The organism is Achromobacter sp. 1011811831, assembly GCF_059760905.1.
The window spans coordinates 1-14,000 of the sequence record NZ_JCBANG010000125.1 but is presented as its reverse complement, the minus strand read 5'-3'; the positions used below and the strand labels follow the sequence as shown (position 1 = coordinate 14,000).

General features: G+C 72.5%; 5 protein-coding genes. All 5 read left to right on the top strand.

Going from position 1 to position 14,000, the window contains the following annotated elements; genetic code table 11:
* Nucleotides 1-8: 8 nt before the first annotated feature.
* Nucleotides 9-11,183: a filamentous hemagglutinin family protein gene (locus AC6LJ9_RS28350; protein WP_498150145.1), complete on the top strand. Its 11,175-nt coding sequence runs from the start codon at nt 9-11 to the stop codon at nt 11,181-11,183.
* Nucleotides 11,184-11,322: 139 nt separating this feature from the next.
* Nucleotides 11,323-12,024: an STN domain-containing protein gene (locus AC6LJ9_RS28345; protein ID WP_498150144.1), complete on the top strand. Its 702-nt coding sequence runs from the start codon at nt 11,323-11,325 to the stop codon at nt 12,022-12,024.
* Nucleotides 12,025-12,029: 5 nt separating this feature from the next.
* The gene (locus AC6LJ9_RS28340; protein WP_498150143.1) at nt 12,030-12,572 is read left to right on the top strand and encodes an RNA polymerase sigma factor; all 543 of its coding nucleotides are present in this window, start codon (nt 12,030-12,032) and stop codon (nt 12,570-12,572) included.
* A 13-nt stretch (nt 12,573-12,585) separates the two neighbouring features.
* Nucleotides 12,586-13,530, top strand: coding sequence for a FecR family protein (locus tag AC6LJ9_RS28335; RefSeq protein WP_498150142.1), 945 nt, complete (start codon nt 12,586-12,588; stop codon nt 13,528-13,530).
* Nucleotides 13,531-13,679: 149 nt separating this feature from the next.
* A partial coding sequence (locus AC6LJ9_RS28330; RefSeq protein WP_498150141.1) for a hypothetical protein occupies nt 13,680-14,000 on the top strand: 321 nt, incomplete at its 3' end.

Here is a 14,000-nt window from a genome sequence, read left to right as displayed (position 1 = left end):
CCGCCGTGGTGCTGGAGTCGTCGGCGCTCACCGGTCTGGACGGGCAGCGGGACGCGGCGCTGAAGGCGCTGGATGGCCAGGCGACCAACAAGACGGAAGGCGTGTATGACCACCTGAGCACGGTGGCCGACCGGCGCGACTTGTCGCGCATCGAGGTGGTGACGGGCGGGCAGGCGCTGTTCGCGGGCGGCTCGACCACGGTGGCGACCGGCGGGCAGATCGCGGTGTCGGCGGGCAAGCAGGCGCTGGTGGACGCGGGTGCGCGGCTGGACGTGGCGGGCGCGATCGGCGTGAAGGTGGCGATGGAGTCCAACAGCGTCCGGATCGACGTGCAGGGTAACGAGCAGCGCGACTCGCCGGTGAACCGTGACAGCAAGAACCTGAACAACAGCGAAGTGTGGGTGGACCGGCGCACGCTGGTGAAGGTGGCCGCCGGCGTGAACGGCTACGAGAACGAGCGCTGGTACACGGCGGGGGGGCTGCTGGAGGTGGGCGGCTATCTGGCGACCAGCGGGCGCGGCGCGGGCGAGTGGCTGGCGCAGGGCGGCACGGCGACGTTCACGGGCGGCGAGCTGGTCACGCGGGCGGGCTCGGACATCAACCTGTCGGGGGGCACGCTGGACGTGCGGGACGGCTACATCCGCCAGAGCTGGCTGCGCGGCGCGGACGGCCGCCTGTACGAGCTGTCGCGCGCGCCCGGCGATCTGCTCTACACCGGCCTGTACAAGGGCTTCGAGCAGAAGCATGAGCGCTGGGGCGAGCGGGCCACGCGCACTTTCTACAACCCGCTGATCGCGCCGCGCCAGCGCTACGAGTCGGGTTACACCGTGGGCCGCGATGCAGGCCAACTGCTGGTGTCCACGGAACGCGCGGCCTTGCAGGGCGCGTTGACGGGAGAGGTCTACCAGGGGCCGCGCCAGACCGACGCGCCGCAGCGCGACCAGGAAGGTTTCTATCAATCGCAGACCGCGACGGCGCGACGCGGACAATTGGTCGTGGGCCAGTATCTGCCGCGCTTCGATACGGCGACGAACCGTCTCGCCTGGGGCTTGTCGGGCATAAGCCGGCAGGTGACGGTTGGGCAGGGGGACGCGGCGGACGGCGAGATCGTGCTGGATGCCGCCTGGCTGAATCAGGCGGGACTGGGCGCCCTGAAGCTGGCGGGCGCGGAGCGCGTGGTCGTGCAGCAGGCGCTGCGGCTGGCGCCCGGGGGCGAGGCCGTGCTGTACGCGCCCTGGGTCGCCATCGACGCGGACCTGTCGGCGCCGGGCGGCCGCATCCAGGCCGGCAATGTGCTCAAGCAGATGAGCGCCTACACCGGCCGCGTCGAGGAGGGCGTGGCCAATCCGGCCGCCGGCAAGCCGGTGGGCGTGCGCGTGGGCGCGCGGGTGGATGCCGGCGGCCTGTGGACCAACCTGGCGCTGACGCCGCAAGACTCGGCGCTGATGGCCTGGCGTCACGGCGGCTCGGTCGCGTTGCGCAGCAGCGGCGACGTGTCGCTCACGCAGTCCGGATCGATCAATGTGTCCAGCGGCGCGGGCAGGTCCTGGGCGGGTGTTCTGCGCGCCGGCAAGGGCGGCGACGTCACGCTGGCGGCCAACGCCTTGGGCAACGCCACGGGCGGCGCGCTGACCGTGGCGGGCGAGATCGCCGGCTATGGGGTGGACGGCGGCGGCAAGCTGTTGCTGCAGGCCGAACGGGTCAGCGTGGGCCATGGACGCCAGACCGTCGCGCCGGGCGTGTCGGTGCTGGACGAAGATTTCTTCGCCAGCGGTTTCTCGCAATACGAAGTGGCCGGCGTGCGCGGCCTGGAGCTCGTCGAGGGCGCCCGCGTGCGCGTGACCATGCCGGTGTTGCGCTATACGGCGCAGGCGCTGAACGCGTCGGACCGGAATGCGGCGCTGGAAACCTGGACGCCGCCGCTGTACCAGGACGATCCGCTCAAGCGCGTGCTGACGCAGCGCCTGGGCGCGGACCTGACGCTGCGTACCGGAGCCATCTATTCGCCGGAGGATGACCGGGCGACGGCGCAGCTGACGCTGGCGCGCGGCGCGTCGATCGAGGTGGATCCGCGCCAGGCCATCGCCTTGCGCAGCGCAGGCCAGATCACCCTGGACGGCGTCTTGCGCGCGCCCGGCGGCACGCTGCGCATCGACCAGCCGCCGGTGGCCTTGAGCGAAAACCGCGGCGACGGTAGCGGTCACAAGCGTTCGCTGTGGGTGGGCGATGGCGCGGTGCTGGATGTGGCCGGACGCGCGGCCGTGGCCCTGGATGCGCAGGGGCGGCGATACGGCTGGGTGGACGCGGGCGGCGCCATCGTCATCGGCGGCGAGATCAATACCGCCAAGGGCTCGGCCACGTCGGTGGATGCCTTCGTGGTGCTGCGCCCCGGCTCGCTGCTGGAAGCGTCCGGCGCGTACGCGATCCTGGATCTGCCGCAGGGCGGCAGCGTCGGCGTCGCCAGCGCCGGGGGATCGATTTCGCTCAGTTCCTACGACGGGCTGTACCTGGACGGCACGCTGCGCGCCCGCGCGGGCGGGGCCGGCGCGGCCGGCGGCGTGCTGTCGGTGGCGCTGGAGACGCCCGTCTATGCAAACACCAGCGTCGATCTGGTGCGGGTGCAGCGCGAGCTGCTGATCCGTCAGCAGGCGGCGGCCAGCCTGCCCGACGTCGCCGATCCGCAGGCGGCGCGGCCCTTGCTGCGCTACGGCCACGGCGAGCTGGCGCTGGACCGCTACCAGGACAGCGGTTTTGGCACCTTGAATGTGCTGGCCAATGGATTCATCAGCGCCAGCGGCGCCGTCGATCTGCGGGCCAGCCAGGCGGTCCGCCTGTTCGCCGGCGCGTTCACGGTGGCCGAGGACGCGCCGCCGGATACCCGGTTCGGCGTCAGCGCGCCCTATGTGCTGCTGGCACAGACCGACCGCCCCAACGCGGACTTCCTGGTGCTGCCCGCCGTGCATGGCGGCCTGTCGAAGCAGGACCCGACCGGCGCGTTCGCGGTACGCGGGAACACGGTGGATGTGCGCGACCGGGTCAGCTTCGGCGCCAACGGCTATTTCCTGCTGCAGGGCAGGGTGCCGCGCACCGTGGACGGCCGAGGCTACGGCAGCGTCAGCCTGGCCGCCGACGGTGACTTGCGCTTCCTGCGAGGCGCCGTGGCCGACGGCATGACGATCCTGGCGACGCCGGGATCCGTGGCGCTGGCCGGCGCGCGCATCTACCCCGAGACGCAAGCCCGGGCCGTGGTGGAAGCGGGCTACTACGGCAAGCGCCAGCCGCTGGCGCTGTCCCGCGTGGGCGCGGACGAGTCGGCGCCCTATTCGGCCTTCGGCGAGCTGTCCCTCGCCGCGTCGCGCATCGATCACGGCGCGGCGCTGTGGGCGCCGCTGGGCAACCTGTCGCTCAACGCCGAACAACTGAGCTTGCGGCCGGGCAGCCTGACGTCGGTCAGCGCGCGCGGACTGGTGATGCCCTATGGCGGCACCGTGGATGGCGTGGCCTATGCGTATGGCGGCAAGCCGATGCTCTCGAACCGGCCGGGCGATTACGGCAAGATCGCGCTGTCCGGCAATCTGGACGCGGCGCCGGGTTCGCGCATCGACCTGTCGGGCGGGGGCGAGCTGCTGGGCGCGGCGTTCGTCAGCGGCCGTGGCGGTTCCAGCGATGCCCGCTACACGCCGCTGATGCGGATCGATCCGTCGGGCGGCGGGTTCAGCCTGCCCGGTTTGGCGACCAATCCGGTCTACGCCGTCGTGCCGGGCGCGCAGGCGACGGTCGCGCCAACGGCCGCCGAGGCCGGCGAGGGTGCGCCGCTGATCGGCCGGCAGATCCAGATCGGGGCGGGCGTGCCGGGCCTGTCGGCGGGCACCTACACGCTGATGCCGGCCAGCTATGCCTTGCTGCCGGGCGCGTTCCGGGTCGAAATCGACGGCCGCGTCGCGCCGGCCAGCGTTGTCCCCGGCCAACCCGCGCTGGCCATGCGCAACGGCTCCTGGAGCCTGCCGGCGTCCTTCTCCGTCGCCGGCACGGCCATACGCGACGCGTTGCCGTCGCAGGTGATCGTCACGCCGGCGCAGACGCTGCGCCGCTACTCCCAATACAACGAGACGTCCTACGCGCGCTACGTGCTGGAGGACGCGCAGCGTCGCGGCATGCCTCGGGCGATGCTGGAGCGCGATGCCAAGCTGCTGTCGATCGACGTGGGCGTGGATGGCCGGCTCGACTTCCAGGGCCGGGCCGATTTCCGGCCGGCCGAAGGCGGGCGCGGCGGCGAGCTGGCGCTGCGCGGCACCGCGATCGAGGTGCTGGCCGACGGCGCGGCCGCCACGCCCGGCATGAGCAGCTATTACGCCAGCACGCTCAATGGCTTCGGCGCGTCGCGCATCAGCGTGGGCGGCCTGGCCCGCAGCTCCCCGACGGGGGGCGCCAATGTGCTGACGTTCGCGTCGCAGGCGCGCAGCGTCACGTTGCGCGATGGCGCGCTGCTGCGCGCGCCGCAGGTGTTCGTGTCGGCGGGCAGCATCACGCTGGAGGCGGGCGCCGCCATCGATACGATCGGCGCGGGCCGCGCCTACTACGACAGCGCCGAAGGCTACCTGTACAGCCCCGGCCGCACTGCCGTGCTGGCCCTGTCCAACGGTCTGATCACCATGCTGCCGCCGGACGCGCCGCAAGGGCCCGAGAGCAATCCGCCGGGGGCGATAGAGATCGGCGCCTGCGCCGGCCTGTGCGCCCGGCCTGCCCGGCTCTACACCGAGGGCACGCTGGCCGCGGCCACCGATGGCCGCTTCATCCTGGGCGACCAGGCCCGCTACGGCGCGCGTCAGCTGGCGCTGTCGGTGAGCGCCGTCAACGCGGGCAGCGCGCAGGCGCTGGCCGCCGCCTCGGCGCGCGGCGCGCTGCCGGCGGGCATGACCTTGAACCAGGGGCTGCTGGACCGGCTGCTCGCGGGCGATGCGGATTTCGGCGCGCCGGCGCTGGAAGTGCTGACGCTGACGGTCAGGGATTCGGTCAACTTCTACGAAACGGTGGACCTGAGCGCCGCCGCGACGCCCTCGGGCAAGTCCTTGGGCCGGCTTGAACTGAACGCGCCGGCCATCTACGGCTATGGCGCGGCGGGCGACCGGGCCACGCTGCGCGCGCAGACCCTGATCTGGGGCGGCGGCGGCGCGCCGGCAGCCGTGATCGGGCAGGGCGCGGGAACGGGCCAGGGAACGCTGGATCTCATCGCCGACCGCATCGAGTTCGGCTACGGGCCCACGGCCCAGCCGGACGGCACGGCCGCGCCGCAGCGCATGGCGCTTGGCTTCGCCACCGTCAACCTGAATGCGGCGCAGCGCATCACCGCCAATCAGCGGGGCAGCCTGTCGGTGTACCAGTCGCAAGGCGCCTACGTCGAAGGAAGCGGCTACGCCTATCAGGGCGGCAATCTCAATCTGTACACGCCGCTGATCACCGGCGAGGCCGGTTCGGTCCATCGCGTCAAGGCCGGCGGCGCCATCGTCGCGAGCCGGCCCGCGGGCGCCGCCGAGGCTGCCCCGGCGGCCGTGGTCGCCGGCGGCGCGGAATGGGTCCTGGATGGCGACAGCGTGCGCATCGACACCGCCGTGGCCTTGCCCAGCGGCAAGCTGACGCTGGCGGCGCAGCGCGGCCTGGTCCTGGGCGATGGCGCGCGCCTGGACCTGGCCGGACGCAAGACCGATTTCCATGATGTCAGCAAGTACGGCTGGGGCGGCGAGCTGCGCCTGGAAAGCCGGCAGGGCGACATTCTGCAGGCGCCGGGCAGCCTCATCGACTTGTCCGCCAGCCACAACCGCGCCGGCAGCCTGACCGCGATCGCGCTGGATCCGCTGGCGGGCCGGGTGGATCTGCTGGGCGCTATCCAGGGCCAGGCTTCCGGGCGCTACGATGCCGGCGGCACCCTGGTGCCCTACGCCGCCGGAGGCGTCGACATCCGCGCGCAGCGTCTGGACTTCGCGGCCCTGAACCAGCGCCTGAACGCGGGCGGCGTCTTCGGGTCGCGCAGCTTCCAGATCAAGCAGGGCGACCTGACGGTAGGCGATGAAGTGCGGGCGCGCCAGGTGAGCATTTCGCTGGACGGCGGCCGCCTGACCGTGGCCGGCCGCATCGATGCCAGCGGCGAGGGCGTGGGCAGCATCCGGCTGGCAGCGGCCCAGGGCTTGCGCATCGCCGCCGGCGCGGCGCTGGACGCGCATGGCAGCGTGCCGCGCCTGGACAGCTATGGCCAGCCAATAGACGCGCCGAACCGGGCGCTCATCGAACTCAATTCCGGCGCCGGTCGCCTGCAGTTGGACGCGGGCGCCAGCTTCGACCTGCGCGCGGGGGCTGAAGCGCCTGGCGGCGCTCTCGGGCTGGGCAGCATGGAGCTGAACGCGCCGCGCCTGGGCGGCCTGATCGCGGGCGACATCGATATCGATGCCAGCGGCGCCCTGTCGATCCGTGGCGCCCGAAGCGTGGCGGTCAATGGCATGGCCATCTATCGCGATGCGCGCACCGAGACGGATCCGGCGAATGGCGCCAAGTGGCAGGTCATCGACCAGGACTACCTGGATCGCATTCATGACGACAGCCGCAAGTTCGTCGACGCGGCGCTGGCCAATGCCGGCCTGAGGCGCGGCAAGCTGGCGGGCCTGCTGCCCTACGCGGACGCGCTGCACCTGCGCCCCGGCGTGGAGATCCGCAGCGCCTCGGCCGACGGCGATCTGGTGGTGCAGGGGGATCTGGACCTGTCGCGCTACCGCTATGCGAGCCTGAATCCGCGCGCGCCGCTCACCGGCATCTATGGATCCGGTGAAGTGGGCAGCCTGGCGATCCGGGCCGGCGGCAACCTGGAGATCAACGGCAGCATCAACGACGGTTTCGCGCCGCCTCCCGTCACGCCCGACGACTCGGGCTGGCTGCTGTTGTCCGGCGTGCAGCCATACCGCGGCGACCTGGTGGTGCCCGATATCGGCGTGTCGCTGGCGCAGGGCACGACGTTTCCGTCGGGGGCCATGCTCAATTTCGAACTGCCGTTGTCGCAGACGCAGTTCGCGGCGGGCACCGTGTTGCCGGTGGCGGGCACCTTGGCGCAGCCGCTGACGCTGCCGGCGGGCACCGTCCTGGCGGCCGCCGTACACGATGCCCACGGCGCGCTGCTGTATCCGGCCGGTGCGCTGCTGGCGCAGGCCGTCACGCTGCCAGCCGACGCGCGCCTGGGCGCCGGCAGCGTGCTTGCGGCGGCGGCGACGCTGGCGCCGCTGCGCTGGCCTGCCGGCGTGGCGCTGCCGCGCGCGTTGACGGACGACGGCAAGCCGTCCCCGCTGGTGTTGGCCGGCAAGCTGAACCTGCCGCGCGGCGCGCACCTGCCGTCCGGCACCGACGTCAAGTTGCCCGACGGCGCGAGCATGGTCGAGCTGCGCGCGGACAAGGCCGGCACGCAGGGACGCAACTGGGCGCTGGCGGCGATGCTGCCCGCGGGCTCGCAATCGTGGGGCTTGCGGCTGGTCGGCGGCGCCGACCTGGGGGCCGCGGATCCACGCGCCGTCGGCGTCGACCCGCGCGCCGGCCATGTGGTGCTGGCCGACACGCACTATGCCGCGCGGGTCGTGGACAACATCAAGATCCTGATCACGGAAGAGGGCGAGTTGATGGGGATGGGCCCGCGAGGGACCGAGGTGCCCGAGGGTTTTCTCGGCGTGTGCGAATGGTTGCCGGAGGCCTGCGAGACCGTGGCGGTCAAGCGCGAGGTCAAGGTGTGGTCGCAGGCCGCGCAGGACAGCCAGCCGGATCGCATTGCCGGGACCGACGTGCCCAAGGGCGCGCTGGCCGTCTGCGATCTGAACCCGGCGTTCTGCGACATCCGGCTGGAGATCACCAAGACCGCGAGCGTGCTGGGACAGAACTACAGCGTGCTGCGCACGGGCACGGGCGATCTGGACGTGGCCGCGGCGGGCGATGTGCGGCTGGCGTCGCCCTACGGCGTCTATACGGCGGGCACCGAGTCGGCGGACATGGGTCCTGCCTACCGGCAGGCGCGCGGCGTGGTGCCGGGCCAGGGCACGGTGCTGGGCAGCGAGGGCGGCGACTACGAAAGATTCGTCGACGGCGGCGGCGCGAGCCTGGCGCGGGTCTGGTATCCGGAGCACGGCGGCAATCTGTCGGTGACGGCCGGCGGCAATCTCAACGGCGTGTCGATCGCCCCGGCCTGGAGCAGCCAGAATCGCGAGGCGCTGTCCAGCGCCAGCATCGCCAACTGGCTGTGGCGGCAGGGCGGCGGCGATGCGCCGTCCGGTCCCGCCGCGGTGCCGGTGGCCTGGGGCATCAATTTCGGCACCTATGTGCGCCCGCCTTTCGACAATGGCTCGTCGGCGGTGAATGCCTATGTGCCCCATCTGGTGGGCTTCACCGGTTTCGGCACGCTGGGCGGCGGCAACGTCGCCATCTCGGTCGGCGGCGATGCCGGCACGCTGCAATCGCAGGCGGACACGGCAGAAAGCGCGCGCCGCAGCCAGGGGCTGACCGTGGCGGTGGGCGGCAGCGGCCGCATGACGGCGGACGGCCGGCTGGTGTTGACGGGCGGCGGCGACATCGATTTTCGCGTGGGCGGCGGCTACAACGCCGACCTGGAGGCGCGCGGCTACAACGACATAGACAAGAAGAGCCGCGCCATGAACCGCCATGCATTGGACGGCGTATTGGCGAACCTGCGCGGCAACGTGCAGCTCAGCGCGGCCTCGCTCGGCGGCATCGCGCTGTCCTATGGCGCCACTTCGCTGTCGCGTGATCCGCTCGATTCCCGCGCGCCGGATCCCCTGTCTTCGTCCATGGCATCGGCCACCGGCGGACTGGTGCTGGCGCCGGGCGACGCCACCGTCAATCTGAATACGCGCGGCGATCTGGTGCTGGGCGCGGTGGTGGATCCCGGCCGCGTGGTGCCGTTGGCGACCCGGCCCTATCTCGATACGACGGGCCTGCTGGCGCGGGGCGGCGGCATGTCATGGTTCACGCTCTGGACCGGCCGCAGCGCCATTGACCTGCATTCGGCGGGCGGCAATCTCACGCCAGGCAGCGCGGCGACCGAAATCGATGGCAGCGGCATCGCGACGGGGCTGGATATCTCGCCCACGGACGGACGCTATGTCTATCCGCCCATCCTGCGCGCCGTGGCGGCGGGCGGCAGCATGTACTACGGCCAGTCGGCCCGCGCCGGGATGTCGCATCGCTACGATGCATCGCTCTACGGCATCGTGCTGATGCCGTCGGACCGGGGGCAGCTGGAATTGCTGGCGTCCGGCTCGATTTACGCCGGCGGCTATTCGATCACGCCGTCCGGCGCGTCGGAGAGCGCGCTGGCGACGCCGCAGCGGCCTGCTTTTGCCGGGGTCGCGCGCAACGGGATCCGTTCCAGCAACCAGTCCGTGGATGGCATCGTCGCGACGACGCGGCGCCTGCCGCTGTTCTCCTTCGGCGTCGACAGCGTGGCGGCGCAGTCCGCGTCGCGCGAGCCGGTGCGCATCTATGCGGGGCAGGATCTGGTCGGCGTGCGCAGCGGCGCTGTCTACAGCTATACGGCCACCACGCGCGACAGCCAGGTCTGGTATGTGGGCGCCGCGCCGGTGCGCATGCTGGCCGGACGCGATATCGTCAACAGCGGCACGGCTCCAGGCCAGGACATGTTCCTGCCGGGCGATCTGAGCCGCAACGCGGGCGGCGGCTACGCGGGCACGGCGAGCGGCAATCTGTTCGTGCATGCGAGCCTTTCGGATGTGTCGCTGGTGCAGGCCGGCCGCGACATTCTCCACAGCAGCTTCATGGTCGCGGGTCCGGGCGTGATGGAAATATCGGCCGGCCGCAACCTGTTGATGGAGGACAAGGCCAGCGTGGTCAGCCTGGGGCCCGTGGCGCCTGGCGACACGCGCGCGGGCGCCGCCGTCGCGCTGCAGGCCGGCGCCGGCGCGCGAGGGGCGGACTATGCGGGTTTCCTCGCGCGCTATCTCGGCGACAAGACCGCCGATCCGGCGCGTCCGCTGCTCGATCAGGGCCTGCCCTTCAAGACCTACGAGGCCGAGCTGCTGCTGTGGCTGACCCAGCGCTACGGCTACGCCGGCGACGCGGCCGAGGCGCGTGCCTACTTCGCGGCGCTGCCGGCGGAACAGCAGCGCGTCTTTGCCCGGCAGGTCTATTTCGCCGAGCTGCGTAATAGCGGCCGTGAATACAACGGCAAGCTGGCCGCGCGCGAGGGCAGCTATCTGCGCGGACGCCAGGCCATCGCCGCCTTGTTCCCCGGCCATGATGCGCAGGGCGCGCCCCTGCGTTATGACGGCGGCATCACGCTGTACGGCGGCGCGGGCGTGCAGACCCGCGCCGGCGGGGACATCCAGGCGCTGACGCCCGGCGGCGCGCAGGTCTTCGGCGTCGAGGGCCTGGCGCCGCCGTCCAGCGCCGGCGTCGTGACCCAGGGCAGCGGCGACATCCAGCTCTACGCGCGCGACAGCATCCTGCTGGGGCAGAGCCGGATCATGACCACCTTCGGCGGCGGCATCCTGGCCTGGTCGGCCGAGGGCGACATCAACGCCGGCCGGGGCGCCAAGACCACGGTGGTGTACACCCCGCCACGGCGGATCTATGACGCGGTCGGCAACGTGGCGCTGTCGCCGAACGCGCCGAGTTCGGGCGCGGGCATCGCGACGCTGGCGCCGATCGCGGAGGTGCCGGCCGGCGACGTGGACCTGTACGCGCCGCTGGGGACCATCGATGCGGGCGAGGCGGGGATCCGGGTGTCGGGCAACATCAACATCGCGGCGCTGCACGTGGTGAACGCGGCCAACATCCAGGTCAAGGGCGAGAGCAGCGGCATTCCGGCGGCGGCGACGGTCAACACCGGCGCGCTGGCGTCGGCCAGCGCGGCGTCCTCGGCGGCGGCCGGGGCGGCGCAGGAATCGGTGCAGCGCGCCCAGCAGCAGTCGCGCCAGAACCTGCCGTCGGTCATCAGCGTGCAGATCCTGGGTTATGGCGACGAACCGGCTGCCGGCGCGACGCCGTCGTCGCCGCGCGCGGCGGCGCCCGCCGGCTCGCGCTACGACTCGGCCAGCGCGGTGCAGATATTGGGAGCCGGCGCGCTGGAACCGGGCGAGATGCGTGGCCTGACGGAGCAGGAGCGCGCCAAGCTGTCGATGTGACGGTGGCGTGGCGGTCGGGCGGCGGCGGCTTGAACCGCCGTCACCCTTCCGTCATGCGGCGCCGCTACCATGCCGCTTCTTTCCCGCGTCCGCGCCCTGTTCCGGACGCGGTCGCCGCCCTTTCAAGTACCGGAGTGTTATGACTGTCACGCAGGCGACCGGGGCAGCCCGGGCGCTGGCCTGGCGGCTGGCGCTGGGCCGGGCCGCGCTCGGCCTGTGCGCGCTGGGCCTGTGCGCGCCGGCGCCGGGCCGGGCCGCCGAGTCCGGGCGGCTGCGCTTCGACATCGCGGCCCAGCCGCTGGATGCCGCGCTTGCCGCCTATGCGCAGACCACCGGCATGGCCGTGCTGGTGGCCAGCCGCGTCACCGCGGGCAGGCGCGCGGCGGCGGTGCAGGGTTGGTACGCACCGCAAGACGCGCTGAGTCGTTTGCTGGCGGGCACCGGCCTGCAGGCGCGCTACTCCAGCGCCACCGCCTTCACGCTGGTGGAGCCCGCCGCGAGGGCATCCGGGCCGGACGGTGATCGTCCGGCGACGGTGCCGCTGGCCTACGCGGGCGTGTTGCAGCGCACCGTCACGCGCGCGCTGTGTCAGTGGCGCGGCGCGGAGTTCGGCCGCTACCGGGCCGCGTTGCAGCTCTGGATCGGCCGCAACGGCGTCGTCGGCCGCGCCGCGTTGCTCGCGGGCACGGGCGACGCGCAGCGCGACGCGGCGCTGACTGGCTTGATGACCGGCCTGGTGATGGACGCGCCGCCGCCCGCCGGACTGCCGCAGCCGGTGCTCATCCGCCTGGCGCCGCGCGCCGACGCGGCCGCGGACTGCCGGCACGCGGCTGGAGGCTGATACCCGTGTCCGCGTCGTCCGCCAGTCTGCGCGAGCTGTTCCTCGCCAAATACCAGGACTTCCGCAAGCGCCTGCGCATCCGGCTGGGCTCGGAAGACCTGGCCAACGAAGCCATGCAGGAAACCTGGCTGCGCGTCGAGAGCATGCCCGATGCCGCGCCGGTGGAGTATCCGGCGGCCTATCTGTTCAAGATCGCGGTCAACGTCGCCGAAGACCAGCGCCGTGGCAGCGCGCGCCTGCTCTCCATGGAAGAACTGGACGAGCTGTACGAGCTGGCCGACGAGGCGGCGGGACCCGTCCGCGAGGTCGAGGGGCGCCAGCAGCTGGCGGCGCTGGAGGCGGCGCTGGCGGAATTGCCGCGCCGGCGCCAGGCCATCGTGATCGCCGCGCGGGTCGACGAGGTGCCGCACCGCGAGATCGCCGAGCGCTTCGGCATCTCGGTGCGCACGGTGGAGAAGGAACTGCGCGCCGGCCTGGAGCATTGCTGCCGGAAACTGGAAAAAGAGTATGTCCAACGCTTCGGTCCCGGGGCCGGCAAATCGTCTTAGGGATATGGCGGCCATGTTCACTCGCAAGAATCCCCAGTTCGCGCTGCGCCGCGAGGCCCAGGCCTGGGTGCTGCGGCTGGCGTCCGGGCAGGCCACAGAGGCCGATGGCGCGGCGTTCCGGCAGTGGTGCGGACAAAGCGCCGAGCATGCGCGCGCCTTCAAGGAGACCCGCGCCGCCTGGCAGGCGCTGCAACCGGCCGCCCGGCGCGTGCGCGCCGAGCAGATGGCACGGGCGCGAGCCAGGGCGCCGGGGCGGCGCGCCTTCCTGGGGGGCGCGCTGGCGGCCTGCGGCGCCTATCTGGCGTTCCGGCCGCCGCTGGACCTGTGGCCGGCGGTGAGCGAGCTGGCCGCCGACTATCGCAGCGGCACCGGCGAACAGCGCGAGGTGGCGCTGGGCGAGGACGCTACCGTGCAGATGAACACCCGCACCCGCATCAATGTATCCGCGCAGGCGCGGGGCGAACGGGTGGACCTGCTGGCCGGCGAGGTCGAGCTGCGCGCCGGCGCGCGGCCGGTCAGCCTGTCGGCGGGCGTCGGTAGCGTGACGGTGCGCGACGCCTGCGTCAACGTCCGCTACACGGACGCCCAGGTGCGCGTGACCTGCCTTGAAGGCGTGGCGCGAGTGCAGGGGCCGGGCGGCGAGCTGGCGCTGGCCGCGCCACGGCAAGTGCTGCTGGGCGCGGACGCCCTGGGCGCGCCGCGCGACGCCGATCTGGCCGCCATCAGCGGCTGGCGGCGCGGCGTGCTGGAGTTCAACGACGTGCCGCTGGCGCAGGTCGTGGACGAGATCAACCGCTACCGCGCGGGCCGCATCCTGCTGATGGGCGACCGGCTGGCCGGCAGCCGGGTACAGGCCCGTTTCCCGCTGGACCAGCTGGCCGACGCGGCGTTGCTGATACGCGATGTGTACGGCGCGCAGGTGACGACGCTGCCGGGCGGCATCGTGCTGCTGAGCTGAGGCCGACGCCGCGACGCGGGCGTCGATTGTGAATTTTTTATGAAAACCTGCGGTCGATGACGCCTGCGCGGGTCTAGGCACCCATGCGCAGCCCGGCCACGGAGCCCGGCGCTGCTGAAGCCAGATCCGACTCCATGAAGGAAGCCGTCATGTCCAGCCGTTCCCATGCCCCCGTCACCCGTCACTCGTGGCGGGACCGCCAGCCGCCGTCGTGGCGGCCGACGCCCTTGTCGCAGGCGGTGGCCGCGCTGCTGATCGCCGGCGGCGCGGCGGGCGCGGCGCAGGCGCAATCGCGGGCCTTCAGCCCCGGCTGGTTCGCCGACAAGGGCGCGGCGCAATCAGCCGTGCAGCGCTCGGGCCGCCTGCCGGACGGCAGCCTGGCCGGCGTCGGCAACGCCAGCCAGCAACAGGCGCAGTCGCGCCAGCAGCTGCAGCGCTCGCTCGACAACCTGAACCGCACGGCGGCGGCC

What these genes read in the sequence shown, in the direction of transcription:
- AC6LJ9_RS28345 (WP_498150144.1), top strand. Translation starts at nt 11,323, where the DNA reads ATGACTGTCACGCAGGCGACCGGGGCAGCCCGGGCGCTGGCCTGGCGG.
- AC6LJ9_RS28335 (WP_498150142.1), top strand. Translation starts at nt 12,586, where the DNA reads ATGTTCACTCGCAAGAATCCCCAGTTCGCGCTGCGCCGCGAGGCCCAG.